This window comes from Nostoc sp. FACHB-892 (assembly GCF_014698795.1).
GTDB lineage: Bacteria > Cyanobacteriota > Cyanobacteriia > Cyanobacteriales > Nostocaceae > Nostoc.
Genome location: NZ_JACJTR010000027.1, coordinates 1 through 24,692, shown reverse-complemented (window position 1 = coordinate 24,692; position 24,692 = coordinate 1). Strand labels below are relative to the sequence as shown.

Genomic DNA, 24,692 nt, shown 5'->3' with positions numbered 1-24,692 from the left:
TAGGGGCACGGCAATGCCTGCCCTTACCTACGTATTTTGCGACTTTAGCAGATTACTCAAATACCACTGTCCTATTACCATAGACTAATACACGATTTTGCAAGTGCGATCGCACTGCTCTTGCTAATACAACTCTCTCCAAATCTTTGCCTTTTCTCACCAAATCATCAACTTCATCACGGTGACTAACTCGCACCACATCCTGTTCAATAATTGGGCCTGCATCTAAATCAGCAGTGGCATAATGAGCAGTTGCACCAATAATTTTCACACCACGTTCAAAAGCTCGATGATAGGGATTTGCTCCGATAAAAGCTGGTAAAAATGAATGATGTATATTAATAATTTGCGGAAATTGACTAATAAAATCTGCACTAACAATCTGCATATATTTAGCCAATACAACTAAATCTATTTTGTACTTGCGTAATAATTCTAATTGTTGGGTTTCTTGTTCTGCTTTATTATCTTTATTGATGGAAATATGCTGGAAGTCAATATTAAATTGCTCTGCAACTACCTTTAAATTAGAATGGTTACTAATAATTAAAGGAATTTCAGCAATAAATTCTTTAGCGCGTTGTCGCCAAATTAAGTCAAATAGACAATGGTCTTGCCGACTTACCCAAATAGCAATGCGCGGTACTGTATCAGAAAAACGTATTTCCCACTTAGCGCCTAAAGGTTGGGCGATCGCATTAAATGCAGGAGCAATAAACTCTCGCGGCAAATTGAACCCATCTAACTGCCATTCAATGCGCGTAAGGAATAACCCAGCAGCAAAATCTGTATGCTGATCTGCATGGATAATATTACCACCATTAGAATAGATGAAATTGGCAAATTTCGCTACCAATCCCCGTTGATCGGGGCAAGAAATCAGCAATGTTGCTGTCGGATTTGTCATAATAATATCGCCAGATTTTGAATTAATTATTTGCTGTTTGTCGGAGTCGGTTTAGGAATGGTGAGTGGAGGAAGTTTCTGGCTATTATCTACAGGTTGTTTCCACTCTGATAGTTCCCGATTCACGGCATTTGCAAAATCTGTAGATACCAACAGCACGTTTATATTTCTATCAGGTTTTGTGGCAGGGTCAGCTTGAGCATATAAGAAACGACCATTAAAGTTAGATTTACCTAAAATCAACTGATGGCTTTGTCGGTTTTTTAGGGTGATGTTAATAGTTGCTTGGGGTTGATCTAGAGCAAATTCTCCAAGCTCTTTTACTGGAGTTGATAAGGTTTGATCGCTATTACCCTTGACCAACAAATCCATCAAATAAAAAACAATAGCATCATTGGCTGGGCCTGATATCGGAGATCTGATTACCCACTTAGGGTTACTAGATTCAGGGCTACGTTCCAGATTTAGAGTAAGCTTTTTTGTTTTAACTGTTAAAGACTGCACATCATCTTCTGCAAAAGAGAATATTTGCTGCTTTTGCTCCTTTACTTCTTCTCGTACAGTCGCACCCCGAATTTCATAGAAATAAACAAAACTGCCTAAACCCAGCGTTAGCAGTATCAAAATTAAAGTTGTTCTCGGCAATTTCATTTTTTAGTCATTTGTCATTTGTCATTTGTCATCGGTGAAGAGTTAGTATTTATAACTCCTAACTCCTAACTTACTTCTTACCGTCGTTTCCACCAGATAATAACTGCGATCGCAAACCCAATTAAAGGTAAAAGCAACAGAGATGACAATATTAGAAGATTGCCTTGTGTGGTTGTCAGGGTTATCCGTCGGTTTTTTGGTTCTTTAGGGCGAATGGAAAGGGGTTGCTGATCCTGTTGACTCAGCCAAGTAACTGAGTTGAGGAATACATCTCCATTTAATTGCTGTTGAAACAAACCATCGGTGGCGAAATCGGAATTTCCTAAAACCACTAACCGGGATTCGGTGGCTGTTTGAGATGAGGGAATGGGGGAAGGAGTCGGGGCAGGGGAGGTAGGGGGAGCAGGGGGAGTGGAAGCAGATTTAGCTGCTTGTTTTCTTGTTAAGGCAACGCCCAAGGTTAGAGGCCCTTTGAGGTCTTTACCCTCATTAAACTCCAATTTTTCGCTTTGGAGGTCGCTTTCTGCCCAACTGTTGGGGTAGGGTTTAGTTAGTAGCAAAGGAGTAGCCTCAACACCAGGCACAGAGGTAATTTCCAGTGGTCGCGCAATCGGATAAAAAGAATTACCGTTACCGAAATCTTTGGTAATCGGATGTTCTCCATATTCTGTGACTAAGGGTGCAGCAGGGCCAAGTCCTACCACGCTTTCGCTAGAGATATCGACTGCTAAACGATTATCTAGACGAACACCCCAGTCTTGTAGCAAGCTGTCAACTTTGGGATCGGTATTATGATCAATCATCAGCAGTAAATTACCACCGCGATTAAGATAGTCTTGCAAAGCTTTGACTTCGCCTTCAAACAGCCCTCGCTTGGGGCCAGCCACTATCACTACAGCAGCATCTTGAGGAACTTTAGAAGTTTCTCCTAAATTTAACGGTGACGTTGTGAAATTTTTGTCGCCTAATCCCTGAACCGCTTGTGATATTGCACCTTTACCAGCAGAAAGTTGACGTTCGCCATGACCTTGAATTAAATAAGCTTTGGCTGTGGTTGAACTTGTTAGTTGTTGCAGGCGACTAGTTAATCTGATTTCTGACAAGCGCTCATTTTGATTTACTGTTTGCACTAATTGCCGTTTATCGCCAGATTCTAGGTAAACTTCTCCGTAATCTTTGACACCAAACTTTTCTGCAAGTCCTGGTCTAGCTTGCGGGTCGATGTACTCAAATTGAAATTTTGAGCTTTGTCTCTGATAATTTTCAAGCAGTTCTCGGTCTTGGGGATTTTGGTTAATATCAAACACCCACACTTTAAGTGGCTGTGGCAAAGCCCTCACCAGTTCCCGCGACTGGGGCGCAAGAGTAAACAATTGACTTTCTGTTAAGTCTGCCCGCAAGTGATAACGAGTTCCTAAAAAGTTAATCAATCCTAAAATTGCCAACACTGCGAGAGTTGCCACTAAGGCATTAGTCCCAGCTTGTGTAGAACGACGTTTCCACCAACTAGTCTGGTAGCTTTGCCATATTATCCCCAACCCACAGATCACAATTCCTGTAATCAAAAATGCTAATGTAATTAGTCCCCACTGTTCAGAGACTAACCCAATTGTTAAGCCGACAGCAATAAGGAATGGGCCCAACCAAAACAGATATTTCCACAGTTTATTTTTTGCAACTATCTTCATATTATTAGACTGAAGTGAGGAGTGAGCAGTTAGGAGTTAGGAGTTAGGAATTATAAGTTATAGACTCTCTGAAAGTATTATTCCTTTGTTCTCTTCTCTACAAGACGCTGTGCGGATGCGTCGCTTTCAGTTAGTTTTTTCATTACTTTACTTTGCTTAAGTCCTAATGACTTTTAACTCCTCACTCCTAACTTGTAACTCATAACTCATAAGACTATTGCCTTTGAAAGCGCAGTGCATCAATTGATTGAGCAGTGAGAAAAATGCCCAAAAAAATGTAACTGGCGAATAAAATTAAGGCGCTGGTATCAAAAATCCCTTGAATTAAAGTGTTGTAATGTTTCAGTAACGACAGATGACCTAATGCTTCGCCCACGGGTCCAGGGACAATTTTGGCGATTAAATCAATCAATAACAATAATAAAATTACTGCAAAGGTGAAGACGGCAGACAGAATTGTGCTGTCTGTTAAAGAAGAAATAAACATTCCTACAGATAAAATTGCTGCTGCTAGCAAGATTAATCCAAAATGACCCAACAAGGGAATTGAGAACGCCATTGGTGGATTTGATCCACTGATGGCGATCGCTTCTAACACTAGCATGGGTACAACCATCGTAGTAAAAAATGTTAGCACGCCTAATAACTTACCTACAGCTACCGCCCAATTGGTGATTGGTGAGGTGGCTAATAGTTCCAAAGTGCCCCGCTTACGTTCTTCGGCATAGAGTCCCATCGAGAGAATTGGCAGGATAAATAACAATAGCCAGCCCATGCGATCTAAAAATGCTCGGACAAATTCGTAGGGCACATCTATCGGCGGTGTTGGCACTCCTAGTTGTTGCCCTTGTGCATCTATTGCCGCGACTCCTAGCAAAATGCCATCTGGCCCTAGCAAAATCATCACGAAGAATAACCCAGCGATGAGCCAAAATATGCCTGCGATCGCATAAGCTAAAGGCGATACAAAATAACTCTGCAACTCTCGGCGATAAATGGCAATAATATTACTCAGCACTACACCCATTTATGCTGCTTCTCCTTCTTTGTCTGCTGCTAAGTCTACCTCAGTCTCGAATTTCTTTTCTTCTGTGGTTAGTTGCAAGAATACATCTTCTAAGGTAGCGTTTACTCGCCGCAGTTCATGTAAACCAAAGCCTGCACGCACTAATGTTGCAACAATATCCTTTCCTGGTTCTTTTCCCGGTTGCGATATCACCCGCAAATAAGCGCGGTTTTCCTGGGGTTGATGGCCTCCAGTTGTCGGAATTGATTCTATCAAACTCACACCCGCGACATTTTGCAATACTTGTTTCGCTAGGGCAGCTTCTCCTTCTATTTCCAACTCATACCCGGAGCCACCTGTCAACTGAGTCATCAAGTTTTCTGGTGTATTAGTTGCCACAACTTTACCGCGATTGATGATGGCGACGCGGCTACAAGTCATGCTGACTTCTGGCAAAATGTGCGTGGAAAGAATAATTGTGTGAGTACCAGCGAGGCTTTTGATTAAATTCCGCACCTCAATTATTTGTCGGGGATCGAGTCCAACGGTGGGTTCATCTAAAATGATCGCTGGTGGATCGTGGACGATCGCTTGAGCAATTCCTACCCTTTGGCGATATCCTTTAGAGAGTTTGCGAATAATCACCCGCCGCTTGTCTTCTAAGTTGCAGCGTTCGATAGCGGCTGTTACCTTGTTGGGGCGATCGCCTGCTGATACTCCCTTAATTCGCGCTACAAAATGCAAAAATCCCTCCACCGTCATGTCTGGATATAACGGCGGTGTTTCCGGTAAATAACCAATTCGTTGGCGTACAGCCAGGGAATTTTCATGGACATCATAACCAGCAATCCGGGCATTTCCATTGGTTGCCGGTAAATAACCGGCTAGAATCCGCATGGTTGTAGTTTTACCAGCGCCATTGGGGCCCAGCAACCCTAAAATCTCCCCAGGTTCGACACTAAAAGTGACATCGGTAATTGCTGGGGTAGAGCCGTATATTTTACTTAGATGCTCAACTTCGATCATCGGTATAGTGGCGATCGCAATTTATAGAATACCCAACAATCTTAGATCACGATATTGGGTATGGGGGACTGGCACTAAGATTCGCCGATAATGGGTAAAGTTCCTGAAAAATCTCTTTGTATAAAAATAATTGATAATTCATAATTGAATATCTATATGAAATTAAAAAAACTAATTGCATCAGTTCTATTAATTAGTTTTCTTTCTGGTTGTACAGATTGTGAGGCTAAAAGAAGTGCAAATCTCAATCACATAAACCAGTTGCTGACAACTAAAAAATGTCCTAAGTGTGATTTAGGCGGTGCAGATTTAAAAAATGCTGATTTAGCTGGAGCAGATTTAAGAGAAGCTGAACTGACAGATGCTAAATTAGATGGTGCAAATTTACAAGGTGCTGATCTACGCCAAGCAGAGATGCGATGGACTGTGATATCTGAAGATCATGGAGAATCGGGATTTTCAGAAATCGGTGATATTGATTTTAGTTGTAATGCAAACTATCAAGTTTCGTTAGATAATGTTAACTTACAATTTGCTAACTTATCTAATACGAATCTCTCTGGTTTATTTATTTCTGATAGTAATCTCCGTGCTGCGAATTTAAGTAGTGCTAACTTAAAAAGTATCTACCTTGCAGATGTAGACTTAGCGGAAGCAAATCTAAATAATGCTAATTTATCTTATGTCAGTTTTCATGATGTCAATCTTCAATCAGCAAACTTGCAAAATGCTAATTTAACTTATAGTGAATTAACCTTCTTAGATTTAAGAGATATAAATTTAAGTGGTGTTAGATTAAATGTCGCAAAATTAAATGGAGTAGATTTAAGAGGTGCTAATCTCCGTGATGTTGACTTGACTCAAAGTAATGTAGATAGAGCAGATTTTCGTCATGCTAAAAATCTGACGATCGAGCAGATTAAATCGGCAGAAAATTGGCAAGAAGCAGTATATGACGAAGAATTTCGTGCCAAATTAGGGCTACCTGCTTGCAAGGCTAGGTTAGGAGAATATTTTGAGAGACCTTTTATTTTTAGTAAAATTAAGAAAGGATGTTTTCAAAATTAATCAGCTAAATTTTGGATAATCCATTAAAATAGTCAAGTAATGCAATAGACTCTTAGCCCCCTTTTTTAAGAGGATGTTTGAAAAGTCCTATTGTCGGTATCAAAAGTTTTAGATACCCCTAAATCCCCCTTAAGAAGGGCAGGGCTGTTTCATTCCCTCAAAAGCTCAAAAAAGACTTGTGTTCTGAACGAAAGCCTTCGTGTTCTGAACGAAAGCCTTCGTGTTCTGAACGAAAGCCTTCGTGTTCTGAACGAAAGCCCTCGTGTTCTGAACGAAAGCCTTCGTGTTCTGAACGAAAGCCCTCATGTTCTGAACGAAAGCTCTCGTGTTCTCAACGAAAGCACTTGTGTGTACACCGTAGCCTTTTAGGAGACAGATTTAGAGAGAGGTTTTTCAAAGACCGTAAAAAGTCAGCTTAATAGTAGCTGCCAGATTTCCGATACTCCAAAGCAGTGACACCTTCATTTTCCAACACTTCACCGTGATCGATGACGGCATAAATTAACCATCGATCGCCACATTCAAGCTGATTTTGCACCGTACATTCTAAATAGGCTAATGCCTCATTCAAAATCAAACAACCATTAAGAGCAGTTTTTGTGTCAAGATTCGCAAAGGGGTTATCGCCTAAAGTGCTGTGACGAGAAAAATAGCGTCGGACATTTCTTCCTTCTTTGAGGATATTCAGCACAAATTTATCACCAGGATGATGCATTAAATCCGCATTCTGCTCGTTAGCGATCGCAATCATAATTCCTGGCGGGTTAAAAGTTGCCTGCGATACCCAAGAAGTTAAAACCCCTTTGTGAGTTTCTTCATCACAAGTTGTCACAACACACAGAGAACCAATGATCCGCCCCACAGCTTGTTCGGTACGATCTACATGGGTTTCTGTCACAATCTGGCGGGAAGAACGCAGTTTTTTAGTTTTCTTCAAGTTTTGGGCAAACAAAGCACCTGCTTCTTGACACTGCTGAAGAATCTCAGGAGTAGGACTGAAACGCACCCGAATTGTTTCAAACCCTAGTTGATAATTAGCATCTTTGAGCTTGCTTTCGATTAAATCTATTGCCTCGCCACTCCAACCGTAGGAACCAAACACCCCGGCTAACTTAGTTTTAGCCGCCACCGAGAGGACTATTCCTAAAGCAGTTTGAATTTGAGTAGGTGCATGACCGCCTAAAGTGGGTGAACCGATAATCAAACCATCGCAAGCTTCTACAATGCGGTTAATCTCGGCAGAATCGGCTAGTTCACAGTTGATTGATTCTACATTAACTCCATTTTGGATCAAACCTTGAGCGATCGCATTCGCCATAATTGCTGTATTTCCATAAGCAGAAGCATAAAGCAAGGCAACGCTCAACTCTTGAGATTTTTGTCCTTGGCACCATTGACGGTAATCATAAGTAAAACGGCTGAGGCTGTAACGAACAACAGGCCCGTGTGCTGGGGCAAAACATCTGGCTCCCAAAACTGACAATTTATCTAATGCTGCTTCAACTTGTTTAGCTTGGGGAGCATGGAGACATTCAAAATAATAACGACGTTCCGCATCTAACCCCTTCCAATCTTCATCAAACAAAGTATCTTCGCAAATATGAGCGCCAAAAAGTTTATCTGTGTAGAGAATTTTTGTTGCAGAATCATAGGTACAAAGTCCATCGGCCCAACGGGGAGTTGGTACGGTGACAAATGATAGATGATGTCCTTGTCCTACATCTAAAGTATCCCCAGATCGCACCGCTTGAATACGTGACTCCAATTCGGGAAAGGCGGTTTTGAGAGCATTGGCGGCGGGGCGAGAACAAATTATAGTGGCTTGAGGAACCTGAGAGAGCAATACTTGCAGAGTTGCGCTGCGGTTTGGGTTGACATGACCGAGAACAATGTAATCTAGCGTGGTGAAGTTTAAATGTTGTGCAAGTTGCTGAAGGTAAATTTCGGTAAAAGATTCGCCAGGAGGGTCAATTAAAGCCTTTTTATCAGCTTGAATCAGATAAGAATTCGCTGTAGTTCCCCGTTGCCGGGAATACTCCACCTCAAATTTTAATCTGTCCCAAGTCCGCGATCGTAGAATCAGAGTATTTTTACCAATTTCAGCAACTTGTACATCTCTGCTATGGTTGGGCGTTAATGTGGCAGTTGACATAATAACCTCTGTTAATAATGGGGAATTGGGCATTGGGCATTGGACATGGCAGAAGATTTTACTCCCCATTCCCTACTCCCTATTTTTAATGACCATTGGTTTGTGTTAATTCAGACTTAACTCGGTTTCTATAGCGTTTAGAAACTTCTTGTTCTGGATCGATACCTTCAAAAGTAGGGGGTAGCCAAACTCGGAGAAATAGTAGTACTCCTAGCACTAATAAAAAGGCACAAGTTGCTAATACTTGACTCCAACTTGTTTCTAGAACACCTTTAACAATGACTTCTCGCAAGGCGGAAACGATGGAAACTTCAACAGCTACCCCAATAGATACTCGATGTTCCTGTAGGTAAATAATTAACAATCGGAATAGCTCAACTAAGATAAGTAAAAAGAGAATATCGGCAGTAACAGCATGGAAATCTAGAGGTGGAAGTAAGGAGAGAAACATATCTCTCACCTGAAGCACCATGAAGCTAAATAAACCGATACACAAACAAATCACAATCACATCTTGAATAAATTCCAAGGTTCGCACAACTCGCCCCCGATTGATTTCATACATTGTAATCGGGGTATTCTCAACAGATTTATACATAGTTGTGGGGAGTGGGGGATAGGAGTGAGGAGTGGGAAGTTAGGAGTTAGGAATTGGGAAGATGAGGGAGACAAGGAGAATAACCATGCCCAATGCCCAATGCCCAATGCCCAATGACTAATGACTAATGACTAATTAATAATGATTGCCAATTTTGCGGTGATGGGCGGCGGTAAGTGCATCTAACTTGGCAACTCTTCCAGTTTGGACTGTGCTATAAATTACCCAATGATCTCCACAATCCATGCGGCTAGTAATTTCACATTCCATGTAAGCTAAAGCTTCAGCTAAAACGGGCGATTCATTTTTCGCTGGATATGTTTTCACTCCAGCAAAGCGGTCTGCACCAGGAGCAAAACGTTTCAGGAAATGTTTCATTAATCCTTGATATTTGCCTTCTTCTAAAACGTTTAAAACAAAGCGATCGCCAACGTGCATCAAGGATTCAATTGCCCGATCTTTGGATACTGCGATCGCTACTCCTAAAGGCTCAAGACTGGCTTGTGTCACCCAAGAAGCAAACATTGCACTCTGAACTTCTCCTTTTTTGGCGGTGATAATATACAGTCCTGTGCTAATCCGACCTAAAGCTTTTTCTAGCTCGCTATTGATAGATTTGATTTGTTTTATGGTGCGATCGCGGGTCAACCATTGGCCCATATCTGTCCCCGCTTCATCACAAAGCTGTTCCGTTGCTTGGGTAGGAATTTCTTTAACTAAGATAGGAGAAAAAGCTTCAGTTAATCCTAGTTCTTGAAACTTATTACGTAAAGGATAAACAGGTTCATCTTCTCCCCCTCCCGACTCTAATAAGCCAATTGCCTGTTTCTTGTGAACAGCAGCCAAAATTGTACTTAAAGCAGCTTGAGCCATCACCGAAGATTGGGGTGGCATTGCAATTACTAAACCAGAAGCTTGTGCAACTAATTCTCGAACTTCTTGAGGCTCGGTATTATTGAGGTCTACTAATTCTACTGCCACCTCTGTTTTCGCACATCCATGTGCTATGGAACGGACTAAATGCTCACTATGCCCGTAATCTTCAACATAAAATAGAGCCACTAATGTCTCTGTTTTTGCTTGTTCTAAACTCCAGTATTGATAGCGTCCAAGCCATTCGGAGATATAGTGTTGTAATAAAGGGCCATGTCCCGTGGCAACTATTTTTATATCTAACTTTTCAATCCGCTTTAAAGCTGCCAAGACAGACCGGGCATTGGGCCCCATGAGACAATCATAGTAATAGTGAAAATCTTCCTCTATTGAAGTAATATTTTCATCATAGGTGTGGTCATCACAGTAGTGCATCCCAAACACATCGCAAGTGTAGAGAGTGCAAGTTTTGTGGTCATAAGTCAAGATTGTGTCAGGCCAGTGTAAATTAGGCGCAGAGATAAATTCTAATTCGTGTCCGTTACCTAAATCTAATCGCTCTCCACTTTTCACCTGCATTGATTTAAAAGGCTGGTGAACCATATTTTCTAAAAATTGAATAGCTACCTTTGCACCAACTACAGTAATAGAGGGAGCTAATTGCAAAATATCTTTCACTAAGCCACTGTGGTCTGGTTCTGTGTGGCTGATAATTAAGTAATATATTTTAGCCGGATCAATTAATCCCGCCACTACCTCAAGATATAATTCCTCAAACTTGCGGTGAGAGGTGTCAACTAAAGCAACTTTTTCTCCCTGAATTAAGAAAGAATTATAGGTTGTACCATTCCGTAAACCAAACTCGATATCAAAACGTTCTCTATCCCAGTCGAGACAACGAATAGCTGTCGTTTGAGGAGCAATTTCAACGGTTTGAATTGTCAAACGTCCTGGATTGGGAATAACTTGAGTAAGCTGTGTGAGTGCAACCATTTCTTTTCTCCAAAAAGAATATTATCTGGAGCGAGTGTTATGTTCCTTATATTTACCTGAAATACTCAATTAGTAAAATGCCAATTTCTAAAGCTAATCATCAGAAAGATTTATTCCTCATTTTGATTGACTTACCATTGAACTACTCAATGTTTATCATTACTTTTATCTTCAATAATCAATGTGAGAAAATATAAATACTAAGTTAAAATGTTTATGCATGTCGTTAATATTTTTCCCCCTCCCATACAACAAATCACTAGCGAAATTGCCCGCCACACTGGTGTTGATATGTATGTGCTGCGCCTGGATCTCATGCATCCGTCGGTTAACGGCAACAAGTGGTTCAAGCTGAAATACAATCTTCTGGAGGCCAAGGAGAAAAATTTCACGACGCTGCTTACTTTTGGCGGTGCTTATTCCAATCACATCTATGCAACTGCGGCGGCTGGTAATCTTTTCGGTTTTCGTACCATCGGCGTAATTCGTGGCGAGGAGAGGCTACCGTTGAATCCTACGCTGAGTTTTGCTGTACAACAGGGTATGCAGCTTGTTTACCTGAACCGGGAGATGTATCGACAGCGCAACACAGCAGCGTTAGAGGAATATCTGCAACAACAATTTGGTCAAGTGTTTATCATTCCCGAAGGCGGGAGTAATTTAAATGGTGTGCGCGGCTGCACAGAGATAATTGCTGATGCGATGCCTACGGCTGGCTACGCCTACGCATTTGATCATATATGCGTAGCCTGCGGTACAGCTACCACATTAGCTGGGATTGCGCTTTCGTTGCATGAAGGACAAAGAGCGATTGCTTTTCCCGTTCTAAAAAATGGGGCATTTCTTGCACAAGATATCGAAAGTTTATTGACAAATTACCTCGCCTCTAGTTTGCCCACACCATATAGTTCTCCCGCTTCCTGGGAATTGGTATGTGATTACCACTTCGGCGGCTATGCAAAGGTGAACAACGAGTTGCTATTTTTCAGCCAGCAGTTCAAGGAGGAACATGACGTACCCCTTGATTACGTATATACGGCCAAAATGTTTTACGGAGTGATGGATTTACTAAAACAGGGATTTTTTAGTAAAGGCGATCGCTTGTTGCTATTACACACAGGCGGCTTGCAGGGCAACGTTGGCATGGAAGGAAGGTTGCAGAGATTTTCTAAAATCTGAGTTGCCACTTAATTAAATATCAGTTAGCCTTGTATGGAATTTTACTAAAATCAGTAAAATTCAGACACCAATCTTGATATTTACTAAAACTTAGATAAGGTTAATTCAATGTTTACATCTACTGAACGTATTAAGGCGGATGATCAGAGTATTGCTCTCTATTTGGAAAATCTTTTATCAAACAAGTATCAAATTCCAACTTTCCAAAGAGATGTTGTCTGGGAGAAAGAGAATGTAAAAAAACTTTGGGATAGTATTTATAAGTTTTATCCTTTAGGAAGTATTCTAATTTGGAAAACTAATACAAAGCTAGAAAGTCATAGAGAAATAGGTGGTATAAAATTTGCTGATAACTTTTACTCTAATGAATACCAATACATTTTAGATGGACAACAAAGAACAACTTCTCTATTAACATCAATACATGGGGGTAAGGGTAAAATTGCTAATAACGAAAACTTTGATCCAATACTATATATAGACTTGACTATTAAACTTACTGATGCGACTGATGACACAAGCTATGCAAAAAGGTTTTTGTTTTGGGACGAAATCGATGATAGAGATGGCAAGCTTACAGCAAATACTGGGAGAAAAAACCGTTATCAAGATAAACTAATTGTCAGTTTAATAGATATTATTAAAAATCCTGGGGAAATAGAAAGAAGTCTTCATAAAAATGGATACGGTGACTTTGAAAATCCATATATGCAACAATTTAGAAGGATTAGAGAAGTCTTATATAGTTATAAAATTTCTTTCATTGAGTTGAGAGGTATTGAAGTTGCGGAAGTATGCCAAATTTTTGAGCGGATTAATCAAGCTGGCAAACCCTTGGATATCTTTGATATTGTAGTTGCTAAGACTTTTCGTTCTGAAAATAAGACAAATAATATCTCTAGTTTCTATCTTCGTGAATTATTTGATCAATTTAAAAAAAGTATTTTCAGTAGCCAATACGCCAATATTGATAATTGGACATTGCTCCAGATGCTAGCTGTAGTAGTAAAACTTGAATTTCCCGAAGCTGGGATACAAAATATTACTGATATGTATCTTAATAAGCTAAAAACAGAACATATTGAAGCTGTATGGTCTAATTTTAAAATAGCCGTTGCTAAAACTTTTGATTTCTTTGATAATATTTTGCATATTAAGGGTGGAAGATTAATCCCTTATCGATATTTATACCTGACTATTACAGCATACTTTTATCGGAATGATAAACCAGATTATAGTTTTTTAAATAAATATTTTTGGTATTATAGTTTCCACAATGTAGATTTACTAACAAATACTACTCACCTCTGGGAACATATATACTTTGTTAATCAACAAAAGGCTAATAGTACTTACTCATTCAATAAATTTGATATTGATAAAAATTCGATAAGAAAATCTTTCTACAGTTATAGAGGTCGCTTATCCAGAGCAATACTATCACTTTATGCAAACCATAAGCCGCAAGATTGGGCAAAACCTCATAGAGATATTTTGTCTGATGTTTATTATTTGCTAACAGATAAGCCTAACTTGCATCATATATTTCCGGTTAACTTTATTAAGCAAAGTGGCATTGCTAGCCAAATAGAATGTGACAGCTTGATGAATATTGCCTATCTGTCTCAAATAACTAATCTGAAAATTAGCGATAGAAATCCATTAGATTATCTCAAAGAATATGACGAGCCTGATTTAGAAACAGTGATACGCTCTCATCTTATACCGACGATTATTCTTGAATGGTCAAGAGCCGATGCACTTCCTGAAAACGCCCTAACAATGTTTATTGAAGAAAGGATAAACCTCTTATTAGAGGCTTTGAGGCTAAAGTTAGAAGGAATTGAATTTAATGTTTTTGATATGGGCGATCGCACAGATAATATATATCCCTAAATAAAAGATAACAAAGAGCGTTCCACAATTGGTAACGCTCTTTTTTGATAATTCTGTTACGATAATATGAATTAAAATTGAAATTGCTAGTTCTTAAAATTAGGCATGGAGATTTGCTTGTTCTTGCAACCAAGGATCTACAGGTTGCCCATCTTTGCGGCGTAATTCAATTTCCACTACCATCACTTCTTTGGAACCAGGAGGCGCGGGTTTTTTATGGAAAAGAATGTCATAATCTTCTGGATTGTATTTGCGTTCTTTCAACCATTCCTGTACCTTGGTTGTGGCAAAAAATGATTGCCCTTGCTCAAACATTCGGGTAATCTGCAATTGCAGTGTATAAGGATTTATGCGACCCATTTTTACCGCCTTTGTTAAGTAAATTTTACAACAAGTAATCTGCTTACCCCAGATAATTTAATGTTAGTGCTAAGTAAGCAAACCTGCACTTTGCATACTGTCATCAGTAGGAACAAAGTCCGAACCTAATTTGGTGAATGGTTTAAGAAAGCGTCGATGCTCCTGCCTTCAATCATCTACAGATTGATAAATTTTATTTCTGCCGTTTGGTTTGGGCAGTCTTTGGCAGTAGCTACAACTTATCAATGTTATAATATTACCTCACAAAAAGAATGTTAAAAACTTGACTACACCTACCACTGAAGTTTTACGTACACTAAGAGGCGAGGGAACGCATTAGTTAAGGATTATTAAGCATTTTTCACTGCCTCTACAACATTTAACTACTTAATTCTGTTATAGATTGGAAAGAGGCACGCCGCTTCAAAAACTGACCAACAGACTTAGATGGTTGTTATGAAGAGCAAAAATCAAGCTATTTTCGCTTTAATTGTAAAAAGCACTATTGTCTTTTTCCCTTTAGTGCTACCTGCTACTATTGCCACCGGACAATCTGCACCATTAGCCCCCCCAGCAATAACTCCTACTCCAGTCTTATCGAATCAGGAACGGGAAGAATTGACGCGATTACGAGCCGAAAAGCAAGTTCAATCTGATTTAAGGAGGGCTTTTAACCGTACAACTATTCTAATCAATATCTGGCTAGTTATATTAAGTCTATTTCCAGTCGCAATCATTGCTTTATTTTGGCTTCTGCGACGGGCGGTAATCCGTGAAATTGTTGATAGAGCAATGCAACAAATACTCGGAATGGAAAATTTACAAAATCAGTTAATTACTGTTAAGCAAGAGGCCGAAAATGTTATTCAAGAAGCTAAAAAAATTAATCATGAATTAGAGCAGGAAAAGACTGCTTTACAAGAAAAAATTAAAAATAAACAAGAAGAAAATGTATCCATACTTACTTCTGAGCTAGCTATAGCTAAAGCACAGGTATTAAGTAGATTAGAAACTGAACTCAAAAAATCTCAAGAAAATATAGAAAATTTAGAGTCAAAATTTGCTTCTGGGCTATCTAAGTTAGAGTTTGATGCTCAACAACAGAAAGATATAGCACTAGAAAATTTAGGAAAATTAGCATTTGTGATGGCGGAGGAACTTTCTAAGTTAAGCTTAGGTGTGCAACAACAGCAAGAACTAGCTGTTACTGATTTAGAAGTATCAAAGTCTGAGTTCACATCTCAAATTTCTGAATGGCAGTCTGATGCTCAAAGCCAGAAGGATATAGTTATTGAAAATCTAACAAAATTGCAGTTAGAATTTGCTGAAAAAGTATCTGAATTCCAGAGAGATACTCAAAAAGAAAAAGAGATTGCATTTGAGAACTTTGGAATATTAGATAAAGAATTTAAATCTCAATTATCTAAATTACAGGTAGATGCTCAAGAGCAAAAAAACAAAACTGTTGAAAGTTTAGCCGCATTACAGTCAGATTTTGCTGAACAACTATCGGAATTACAAGTAGATGCTCAAAAACGTAAAGAGTTAATCATTGAGAATTTAGAAAAATCTGGTTCTGAGTTTACTTCGCAATTCTCAGATTTACAATGGAATGTTCAGCACCAAAAGATCCTTATTTTGGAGAAGTTAGAAAGATTAGAAACTGAGTTTGTTTCTCAACTCTCTGAGTTACAATTAGATGCCCAAGAAAGAAAGGACCTCATCCTTCAAGAACTAACTGAAATTACACCTGAATCTATTCTAGAGGCGGTAAATTCTGAAGTTGAACTTGAAATGACAGCTGCATCCATTCCAGAGGTTGTGAAGTCTGAAGTTGAGGAAGAAATACAGCAACAGCCACAACAACCACAATTTACAGCTGATGAGTATGTGAAACAGGGAGATGAGCTATTTTCCCAAAAGCGCTATGAAGATGCGATCGCAGTTTACAACCAAGCGCTTAAAATTAAACCTGATGAACCTGTGGCTTGGTTAAAACGAGGTCTAACTCTCGGAAGGTTAAAACGTTACAAAGATGCGATTGCTTCCTATGATAGAGCTATTGAGATTCAACCAGATTATCATCAAGCTTGGTGCGATCGCGGCGTTGCTTTTGGGAACTTACAACAGCATCAGCAAGCCTTTGCCTCATTTGACAAAGCTACACAAATCAAACCTGATGATGCAATTGCTTGGTTGAATCGCGGTCTTTCTTTAGTAACATTGGAACAGTACGAAGAGGCAATAGCTTCTTTTGATAAAGCCTTGGAATTCCAACCCAACTCTCCCAAAATCTGGGATAAACGCGGTTATACTTTGGTGAGATTGGGACGCGATGATGAAGCGATCGCTAGTTTTAACCAAGCGTTAGAAATTAAGTCAGATTATGCTAGTGCCTATTACAACAAAGCAGCTTGTTACGCACTGCAAAGACAAGTTGAACTATCTCTGCTAACTCTACAACAAGCAATTGAACTTAATCCCAGGTATAAAGAAGACGCAGCAACTGACCTAGATTTTGATGATATTGCCGATGATGAGCGTTTTAAGCAGTTAGTTGCAGAGTAAAAATCTAAAAGGCATTGGGCATTAGTTATTCCACTCTTGCTCCCCCTGCTGCTCTTCTCCCCTTCCCCTCTTCCCCCCACTCCCCCCAACTGGCGTATTCCTTTCGCCAGACATCGCTTTGAGTTTAGATGTAAAAGACTCAGAGCTACCGCTTTTTTCTGGAGTAAACTGCCCGATTGGGGCATGAATAGCAGCAGGTGGGAGCAGTTTTGGCTTTCGTTGATGAGGAATTGGTAATGGTGAAGGCGGTATTTCTTGTGAAGCTTGCCTTTGGCTGACAGCAGACGATAACTGAAGCGTTGCTGAAGAAGAAAATTTTCCAGAAAGGGGAGACTTCAGGACAGTTTTATTGTCCCTAGCTTCCTCCTTACCTTCTTCACCTAAAGATGTTTTTTGTTCGTAACTTTTCAGTTGTAGAGTTGCAGTGTTGTTTTTTTGATAGCCGTTACGAATCTTAGCAGGTGGTAATTCAGGACTCGTAACTTTCTCTACAATAGGGTTTTTCTTGGCTAGCGGTAAGGCTGGAGCAGGTGATGAGGTTAAACTTTGGGGAAACTTGCTACAAATCATCCGTTCAAATTCCATGTTGAAATGATATGTAGCCTGATCCCGGCGCTGCCAAAATACTAAAATTTGCTGCACGGAAACAGCTTTATAGCGACCTTGATATAGTGCCTCAATCACTGCCAGGTGTAGCCAATTAAGCGGGTATTGCGTTTGCCAACGCTCAACTAGCTCATTGGCACTATAGCCACTGAGATCGAAACTATAGTTAATTAATAAGGCGATCGCTAAGTTGGCAGAGGTGTCTGGAAGTGTTGTTAACATGGAACTATTAGCTTTAGGCAATAGGTCTAAGATTTGTCACCCATCGCATATTAGCCTAGCGTGCTTTTAACTACATGGTTTTTTTCCATGAGTTAGTAAGCCAATAGGCAGTGTTTCCTATTTTACTTATCAACTCCTGGAATGCAACCCCACATAGGCTGATTTAATCGCAGATGTTCGCCCAATGGCGACTAATGCCTGATAAACCATTGCTGCAACTTCGGCGCGTGTTGCCGGACGTGAAGGTGCAAGTAGTTGGGGATCTGGATAGTTGGCAACTATTCCTCCTTGTGTGGCAGTGGCAACAGCTTTTCGGGCATAATCGGGAATGGTATGGCGATCGCTATATACTTCTAAAATATCGCTCTCAACAGCTGGTAGTCCCAGCCCGTTTACTAGGGAGACAATCACCTGTAGTCGTTGCACATTTTGGTCAGGGCGAAAAGTACGATCGCTAAATCCGCCAACAAAGCCACCACTAGCCGCGATTTGGATAGCGCTATAAGCCCAAAAATCTTTAGGTACATCGGTAAAATCAGGTGCTGGGATTTTAGGAAATGGGTTAAAAGCGATCGTTACCAGAGTTGCATACTGGGCGCGAGTCATAGGTTTATCTGGCTGGTAGCTACCATCGGCAAAAGTATGAGTTAAATCCATCCTCACTAATGCCTGAATAAATGGTTCTGCCCAATGTCCATCTAGTTGAAGAGACGTAGGGAGTTTTTGCGGTGGGGATTTTGTTAGATCATCACAGGAATTGGTGTTAACCGCTACTTCATTGCTTGGGATCAATTCGACTAAACCTTTGACTAAAGCAGGATTTAATTGATTACCTACGGAAACTAGCTTTTGTGTAGTGGCATTATATAAATCAAATTCATTATTATCACGAAAAATATTATCGGCGGGATCTTCGATATTACCTAAGTCAGGGATCGCATTGCCATTGACTAATAGACCACCTTGGGTATTTTTAGCAATCAGATTTTGACGCAGTACAGGTTGGGCGTTGCGAGAAAGTGCGATCGCGGTACGATTTTCTGATAATTTGTTATTTGCGATCGCAGGGGCGGCAAAGTCACTAATTACTATGCCTAAAGGGTTTCTTTCAAATAGATTCCGCAGTACTTCTCCCTGGCTATGACCTGCCATTACTAACCCACTAGCAGTATTTTGCACAAAGATGTTATCTAAAATTACTGATTTGGCAGTGCCGGCGGTAAATACACCTTCCCGCCCACAGTCCTTCAAAGTATTGTTAGCTAAAGTAGGTGCAGCCGATTCAATCCAGATACCAGTACCTTTGACTGAGTTATTCGTGACAGTTACACCGAAAAGACTGGCATTATTTAGTAAGAGAAGCGTGATATTTTGCATACCAAAGCTGGGGCTTTGATACTCGCCACTCCCGGAAATTACAATCTCTATACCTTTGTTCGCTTCGTTACCCACTACTGTCGCTCTTTCAGGGACGATCAGTGGGAACACCTCACCATTAGCAGCGCTGTAAGTCCCCGATTCAAGATGAATTCTCGTAAGTATTCTGGTTACTTTTAAAGCACGGGTGAGCGTTTTAAACGGACTCAACCGTGAACCAGTATTGGTATCATTCCCTGTCATAGGGTTGACATAGAGTGTGACGACGAGGGTAGAGTTCACCATTGATAGTTGAGAGTCAATTTTTTTTACGTGTCGCGGAAGTCCCCACCTTCAATGTACTCATAAGGTGGGGATTGTGAGCGGGGGGGTGAGGATTGCATCCAGTATTGTTTTTTTGCATCAGCAAAAACAAATACTGAATGTATCATGAAGCGCCAAAATTTTCTAACACTACTTGTAGCAAACTTTTTCAAAGTAGTATCCTTGTCTATAGAAAATATATCCACATTACTTTTTCTTGTAAACGGATAATCTGTACACACAAGTTATATATTTTGATCTCGGCGTTCCAAGCTCTAAGTTTGAAGTTCTAAGTTTTCAGAGCAATCCAAATATCTTTTTCAGGGCGCTGTCTTAGCCACACAGCCCACACATCACGATAGAGATATAAATGCCAGTAAGAATATTTTGGCGACAGGGCAAGCCGTGTCAGTCTGTGGAGCGAACATAAAACCTGAAAGGGAATCACCTCAAGGGCTGTTGCGAAATACCCGTAAGGGGAAAAAACAGAAACCTAAATTGTAAAGTTTAGGAATCCCCGACCGTTTACAGCGGGGAGGATGTCAAAGTCGATACTTCATTTAGCGGCGGGAAATGTTACCCATTCTCATCCAGAATTGTTCCTTCTATATTAGCTCCAGACAAATTTGCTCCGCTCAAATTTGTCTGGTTTAAATCTGCTTGGGTGAGGTTTGCTTGGGATAAGTCGGCTACAGTTAAGTCTGCACCACTCAAATCGGCTCCATCTAGATTCGCTCCTATCAAACTAGCTTCCTGCAAATCTGCTTCAGTCAAGTTAGTTTCAATCAGTTTAGCAACCGTCAAATCAGCCTGACTCAAATTAGCTCCATCCAAGATAGCTCCATCCAAGATAGCTCCATCCAAGATAGCTCCGCTTAAGTTGCTACCACCGAGGTTAGCATTGCTCAAATCTGCTCCATTTAAGTCTGCTTCAATCAAACTGGCTTGGGCTAAATTAGCGTGACTCAGATTAGCTCCATCTAAAATTGCTCTATCTAAAATTACGCCACTGAGATCGGCTTGCCTTAAGTTTACCTCGCTCAAGTTGACACCAGTAAAGTCTCTGACACCTGCGGCATAGTTTTTCAGGAGTTGATCTGCTTTCATATCTGTCGCTGTGTTAAGGAACGTTTAATTGAGGCTATTGAGCTTACTCAGACAGGCAGTAAATCCCCAGCACGCGCCACGGAGGATTGCTGTAGTGAATCAAACCGGAGTGAATATCGAATCACCTTTGTCTAGATTAGCCATCCTTAACTACCAGCGCTACTATCTAGAGTTGTGATTTATTTTCATACTTAGGAGGGATGTTTAGGGATTTAAAAATTTAAGCAATAATGCAATGCGATCGCTATACTCAATTGTGGTGTTCATCTGGCAGAGGTTATGGCAAAACCAATTCGTATTCTTCACTTTCTGGCTGGCAAATTGATTTTTTTGATTAATTGCCGCGATACCCAATATTTTGGGTATCGCGGCGGGTGTTTACGTTTCTCCACCAACCACTACATCTCGAATTCGTAGACTAGGACCACCACAACCTACTGACAAACCATTTTGCCCTCCTTTTCCACAACCGCCTGACTCATCCCAGTAAAAATCATCACCAATTGCCTCAATATCCGCTAATGTTTGGAATACATTTCCCGAAAGCGTTACATCCCTTACAGGTTCAGCAATTTTGCCGTTTCTAATCATCCACGCTTCCCCAGCACTAAAGGTGAACATTTCTCCATTCGTCATCCCACCTAACCAATTGCGGGCATACACTCCTTCTTTAATATCAGTGAATAAATCTTTGACTGGTGTTTTACCCCGTTCAATCCAGGTATTTGTCATCCGCACAATGGGAGTAAAGTGATAGTTGAGGCAGCGAGCGTTACCTGTAGGCGCTTCCTCCAATTTGCCAGCAGTTTCACGAGAATGTAAACGTCCAACTAAAACTCCATCTTTAATTAATTGAGTAGTAGTAGCAGGCGTGCCTTCATCATCGTAAAAATAGCTTCCGCGATGTCCCTCTGGAGCAGCACCATCCAAAATTTGGAGTTCTTCTGGGCCAAACCGCCGCCCAATGGTCATAACTTCTAACAAATCGGGGTTTTCGTAAGCCATATCGGCCTCAGAAAGATGTCCAAAAGCTTCGTGGACAAACAAACCCGTTAGAATTGGATCAATGACTACGGTATAAGTGTTGCCTTTCACCGATGGCAGAGATAAAGCTGCGATCGCTCTTTGAGCTGCACTTTTGACCTGTTCATCTAAATCAGTTAAATCTTCGTAAGCTTTGCGAGAGCCAGTAGTTTCCCGTCCAGTTTGTACGGTTTCGCCATTTTTGGCGGTAGCCGCAAAGCGCATTTCCATATCCACCCAAGATTGCTCGATCAAAGTGCCTTCTGAGGTAGCAATGATCACTTTTTGGGCGCTGTCACCGTAACGCACCGAAGTAGTAGTAATCCGGCGATCAACGCTTTTGAGCAATTCAGTATAGCGATCGCACAATTGTTTTTTCTTCGAGAGTGGGATTTTTCGGGGATCGGTGCCTTTTAGGGGTAGAATGCATACTGCTTGCACCGGGTCAATGGGTGCAAGTAAAGTTTCTTCATCACCAACCATCCGCGCAGCAGCGATCGCTTCTTCTATCCGATCCTTAATTGTCGCTAGTTGGTTAAAGCAGCTCAAACCCCATCCACCTTTATAACAGGCGCGAATATGTCCACCAATGGAGATGCCTTCACTAAGGGTTTCTACCTTGTCACCACGCAACAAGATATCAGTTCCTTCTGCTTCTTCAAGGCGAATCATTAGATAATCTACACGCTTCGAGTAGCGGGCGATCAGGTCAGAAATTAAATTTTGTGCCTCAGCAAGTGTACTCGGCATTTCCAGGTAGTAACAATGACGAACTGCATTTATTTTGCAATTATTTGGGGAATATCTGCTACTCAATATCGCAACTGCCTATGAATTCATCACCTAGAGTATGTTTGAGAAGTCTGTAAGGCGATCACTAACTTTTACGATGGGTTAATAAGTTAATGATGTGCTAAGGTAATTAAGTGAGAATAAAATTCGGTTACAGCGTTTGTTTTTAGTATTGACAGGCTTTTTCCTTTTGGTCTTAACAAGCTTGTCTCCGAAATCTAAATCTCTACACACCTATGATTTTGGAGATAACGCATGTCAATTTATGTAGGTAATCTATCCTACGAGGTCACACAAGAAGACCTCACCTCTGTTTTTGCCGAACATGGTTCTGTAAAACGTGTTCAGTTACCTACTGACCGTGAAACAGGCCGTCCACGCGGTTTTGCTTTCGTAGAGATGGGTACAGAAGCTGAAGAAACAGCTGCCATTGAAGCTCTTGATGGTGCTGAGTGGATGGGACGTGATCTCAAAGTTAACAAGGCTAAACCCAAGGAAGATAGAGGTGGTTCCTTTGGTGGTGACCGTCGCGGCGGCGGTGGTGGTGGATACTCTCGAGGACGCTACTAAGCTTTAAGATTAAAAATTAAGTTCTAACGTCTTAAGGGCAGAATCATTATCTGCCCTTTTTGCTCTCCGGTCTACTGGATGGCTTGAAATTGCCCAGTACCAATTAAATAGGAGATGAAAATGACCCAAGTATTTGTGGGCGAAAATGAAGGGATTGAATCAGCCTTACGTCGCTTTAAAAGGGAAGTTTCTAAAGCAGGTATTTTTCCAGACATGAGAAAGCATCGTCACTTTGAAACACCTTTGGAAAAACACAAGCGCAAAGAAGTCGCAAGGCACAAACAACGTAAAAGAAATTTCCGTCGCGATTGAAAAGAAGTAATATCTACGGTAACCTACGCTTACGCACTCTCTCATTAGATTTTTAGCTATCAAAAAGGCGATCGCTACACTGCTGTATGTAAATCAAAAGGGTAGGTTCTGACAAAGCCATTACTGATCTATGGGATGGACAATGTAAATAATGTTGTGCCCCCCAACTGACATAAAACTTTTTATGGTTACTTCCAGAGTGGCGATCGCTACTTTGGACGGTTAATATTCGACTTGTAACCCTTCTCCTAACGGAGAAGGGTAGAAATTAGCATGGAAAACCCAAATTGGACGGACTGCTGAAATAGAGATTGATTGAGCATACATCCACTCTCAAGAGCGATCGTAGATTATTGAATAATTCGTCGATCTAAAGGAGTTTGGGCAGGAATGCTGTTGCCCCTGCCTCTGAACTCCGTTAGTGATTTTCCTAGAATACGCTGGCACTAAAGACGATAAAAATAGAACAGATTAGCAGATGCTTGTAGGTGAACTACTATTAGCTCAAAGCCATCCATATTGTGGACTAAATGAACAGAATCACATCTGGATTGTGTTTAGTTGCTACCATATAGCACCTGTTTACAGGAAAATCACTGATAACTGTGAAACACTATATTTTACTCAGGAATTGAGATGTGCTTATCATGATTTTGTTTTTTGTTGAGTATGATTTACTAGGTTTGAGACACTTTTTCCTCTTGAGTAGAAAGAGAGCGAATTAACTCCCGAATCACATCCGTTGCTGGTCTCCCCGTCATTGAACAGTATTGTTCAAGCTTTTGTGCCTCACCTGATGTGAGATTGATTGTAAGTCGTTTAGCAGCCCATTTTTTATTCATGTAGTAGACAAACCAGCTATATTTTTAAACTACTTCTCTAATATCAGTCTTTTAAGCTGCTACTACAATGGTATAAGTAATGACATTTAAATTAAGTAATCATGAAGCAATATATTATGTTTTTCTAAGCAATAGTGAAAATATAGGTTATATTCTCAAATATGAAGTTTAGCTACTTTTAGGGCAATAATTAACAATAAAATGTAAAAGAAATATTAAAGTAAATAAACACAATAAGTATTCTCACCAAGTCACTAAAACATATGCCAATAATATATCAACAGCATATTTAATCACATCAAATGACATTCCCTACTTTTCTGCAATATCTAGCAGGGTATGTACAATTTGGCGTTATCTATTACTGCAAATTTTTCACACCTGCCTAGATATCTTTTAAAAACAAAAGCCTTCTCATTTAGGAGAAGGCTTTTATTCTATATATAGACCTGGCATCGAGCTATTTTTGCGTAGGGCTACCCCTAAACTATCGTGGCCGCAGCAGCGTTTCACCTCTGAGTTCGGGAAGGGTTCAGTGTGGTTCCACCGCGCAATAGACACCAGGAAAACTTGT

20 protein-coding genes and 1 rRNA gene are annotated in these 24,692 nt (G+C 40.4%); 6 read left to right on the top strand and 15 right to left on the bottom strand.

Annotation, left to right across the window (positions count from 1 at the left end):
• Nucleotides 1-52: 52 nt before the first annotated feature.
• The 5 genes from purU to H6G96_RS27015 form a co-directional block, all read right to left on the bottom strand.
• The gene (gene purU / locus H6G96_RS27035; RefSeq protein WP_190915273.1) at nucleotides 53-907 is read right to left on the bottom strand and encodes a formyltetrahydrofolate deformylase; all 855 of its coding nucleotides are present in this window, start codon (nucleotides 905-907) and stop codon (nucleotides 53-55) included.
• Nucleotides 908-933: 26 nt separating this feature from the next.
• On the bottom strand, nucleotides 934-1,557 hold the full coding sequence (locus tag H6G96_RS27030; RefSeq protein ID WP_190915271.1) for a DUF4340 domain-containing protein: 624 nt from the start codon (nucleotides 1,555-1,557) through the stop codon (nucleotides 934-936).
• Nucleotides 1,558-1,634: 77 nt separating this feature from the next.
• Complete coding sequence (locus tag H6G96_RS27025; RefSeq protein WP_190915269.1) at nucleotides 1,635-3,245, bottom strand: Gldg family protein; 1,611 nt, start codon at nucleotides 3,243-3,245, stop codon at nucleotides 1,635-1,637.
• A 214-nt stretch (nucleotides 3,246-3,459) separates the two neighbouring features.
• Nucleotides 3,460-4,272 (bottom strand): ABC transporter permease, encoded by an 813-nt coding sequence (locus H6G96_RS27020; RefSeq protein ID WP_190915267.1) that lies wholly within the window; start codon nucleotides 4,270-4,272, stop codon nucleotides 3,460-3,462.
• Entirely contained in the window at nucleotides 4,273-5,277 is a 1,005-nt protein-coding gene (locus H6G96_RS27015; protein WP_190915265.1) for an ABC transporter ATP-binding protein, read from the bottom strand.
• A gap of 156 nt (nucleotides 5,278-5,433) precedes the next feature.
• Here H6G96_RS27015 and H6G96_RS27010 point away from each other — a divergent pair, with 156 nt between their 5' ends.
• Complete coding sequence (locus tag H6G96_RS27010; protein ID WP_190915263.1) at nucleotides 5,434-6,345, top strand: pentapeptide repeat-containing protein; 912 nt, start codon at nucleotides 5,434-5,436, stop codon at nucleotides 6,343-6,345.
• Between the two features lie 415 nt (nucleotides 6,346-6,760).
• Here H6G96_RS27010 and H6G96_RS27005 read toward each other — a convergent pair whose 3' ends face one another.
• The 3 genes from H6G96_RS27005 to H6G96_RS26995 form a co-directional block, all read right to left on the bottom strand.
• The gene (locus tag H6G96_RS27005) at nucleotides 6,761-8,497 is read right to left on the bottom strand and encodes a diflavin flavoprotein (RefSeq protein ID WP_190915261.1); all 1,737 of its coding nucleotides are present in this window, start codon (nucleotides 8,495-8,497) and stop codon (nucleotides 6,761-6,763) included.
• Nucleotides 8,498-8,582: 85 nt separating this feature from the next.
• Nucleotides 8,583-9,095: a phosphate-starvation-inducible PsiE family protein gene (locus H6G96_RS27000; protein ID WP_190915259.1), complete on the bottom strand. Its 513-nt coding sequence runs from the start codon at nucleotides 9,093-9,095 to the stop codon at nucleotides 8,583-8,585.
• A gap of 135 nt (nucleotides 9,096-9,230) precedes the next feature.
• Nucleotides 9,231-10,961, bottom strand: a complete 1,731-nt coding sequence (locus tag H6G96_RS26995) for a diflavin flavoprotein (protein WP_190915256.1) — start codon at nucleotides 10,959-10,961, stop codon at nucleotides 9,231-9,233.
• A 216-nt stretch (nucleotides 10,962-11,177) separates the two neighbouring features.
• Here H6G96_RS26995 and H6G96_RS26990 point away from each other — a divergent pair, with 216 nt between their 5' ends.
• Together H6G96_RS26990 and H6G96_RS26985 are read left to right on the top strand one after the other, a co-directional pair.
• A complete protein-coding gene (locus H6G96_RS26990) occupies nucleotides 11,178-12,140 on the top strand; it encodes a pyridoxal-phosphate dependent enzyme (protein ID WP_190915254.1) in 963 nt (320 codons plus the stop codon).
• 108 nt (nucleotides 12,141-12,248) lie between these two features.
• The gene (locus H6G96_RS26985; RefSeq protein ID WP_190915252.1) at nucleotides 12,249-14,036 is read left to right on the top strand and encodes a DUF262 domain-containing protein; all 1,788 of its coding nucleotides are present in this window, start codon (nucleotides 12,249-12,251) and stop codon (nucleotides 14,034-14,036) included.
• Nucleotides 14,037-14,135: 99 nt separating this feature from the next.
• On the opposite strand, the gene H6G96_RS26980 is transcribed toward H6G96_RS26985, so the two are convergent.
• A complete protein-coding gene (locus H6G96_RS26980) occupies nucleotides 14,136-14,396 on the bottom strand; it encodes a hypothetical protein (protein WP_190915251.1) in 261 nt (86 codons plus the stop codon).
• Nucleotides 14,397-14,852: 456 nt separating this feature from the next.
• On the opposite strand from H6G96_RS26980, the gene H6G96_RS26975 reads away from it, so the two are divergent.
• Nucleotides 14,853-16,964, top strand: a complete 2,112-nt coding sequence (locus H6G96_RS26975; protein WP_190915249.1) for a tetratricopeptide repeat protein — start codon at nucleotides 14,853-14,855, stop codon at nucleotides 16,962-16,964.
• 21 nt (nucleotides 16,965-16,985) lie between these two features.
• On the opposite strand, the gene H6G96_RS26970 is transcribed toward H6G96_RS26975, so the two are convergent.
• The 4 genes from H6G96_RS26970 to H6G96_RS26955 all read right to left on the bottom strand — a co-directional run bounded on the left by H6G96_RS26970 (nucleotide 16,986) and on the right by H6G96_RS26955 (nucleotide 22,352).
• Nucleotides 16,986-17,792 (bottom strand): hypothetical protein, encoded by an 807-nt coding sequence (locus H6G96_RS26970; protein WP_190915247.1) that lies wholly within the window; start codon nucleotides 17,790-17,792, stop codon nucleotides 16,986-16,988.
• A gap of 129 nt (nucleotides 17,793-17,921) precedes the next feature.
• A complete protein-coding gene (locus tag H6G96_RS26965; RefSeq protein WP_190915245.1) occupies nucleotides 17,922-19,454 on the bottom strand; it encodes a DUF1565 domain-containing protein in 1,533 nt (510 codons plus the stop codon).
• Between the two features lie 594 nt (nucleotides 19,455-20,048).
• Nucleotides 20,049-20,579 (bottom strand): pentapeptide repeat-containing protein, encoded by a 531-nt coding sequence (locus tag H6G96_RS26960; RefSeq protein ID WP_190915243.1) that lies wholly within the window; start codon nucleotides 20,577-20,579, stop codon nucleotides 20,049-20,051.
• 378 nt (nucleotides 20,580-20,957) lie between these two features.
• Complete coding sequence (locus H6G96_RS26955) at nucleotides 20,958-22,352, bottom strand: TldD/PmbA family protein (RefSeq protein ID WP_190915241.1); 1,395 nt, start codon at nucleotides 22,350-22,352, stop codon at nucleotides 20,958-20,960.
• A 297-nt stretch (nucleotides 22,353-22,649) separates the two neighbouring features.
• Between H6G96_RS26955 and H6G96_RS26950 the strand changes: the two genes are divergently transcribed.
• Together H6G96_RS26950 and rpsU are read left to right on the top strand one after the other, a co-directional pair.
• Nucleotides 22,650-22,964, top strand: coding sequence for an RNA-binding protein (locus H6G96_RS26950; protein ID WP_190730472.1), 315 nt, complete (start codon nucleotides 22,650-22,652; stop codon nucleotides 22,962-22,964).
• Between the two features lie 120 nt (nucleotides 22,965-23,084).
• Nucleotides 23,085-23,276, top strand: coding sequence for a 30S ribosomal protein S21 (gene rpsU, locus H6G96_RS26945; protein ID WP_190730471.1), 192 nt, complete (start codon nucleotides 23,085-23,087; stop codon nucleotides 23,274-23,276).
• Between the two features lie 677 nt (nucleotides 23,277-23,953).
• Here rpsU and H6G96_RS26940 read toward each other — a convergent pair.
• Complete coding sequence (locus H6G96_RS26940; protein ID WP_190915239.1) at nucleotides 23,954-24,118, bottom strand: CopG family transcriptional regulator; 165 nt, start codon at nucleotides 24,116-24,118, stop codon at nucleotides 23,954-23,956.
• 447 nt (nucleotides 24,119-24,565) lie between these two features.
• A 5S ribosomal RNA gene (gene rrf / locus H6G96_RS26935) occupies nucleotides 24,566-24,683 on the bottom strand.
• Nucleotides 24,684-24,692: the final 9 nt, after the last annotated feature.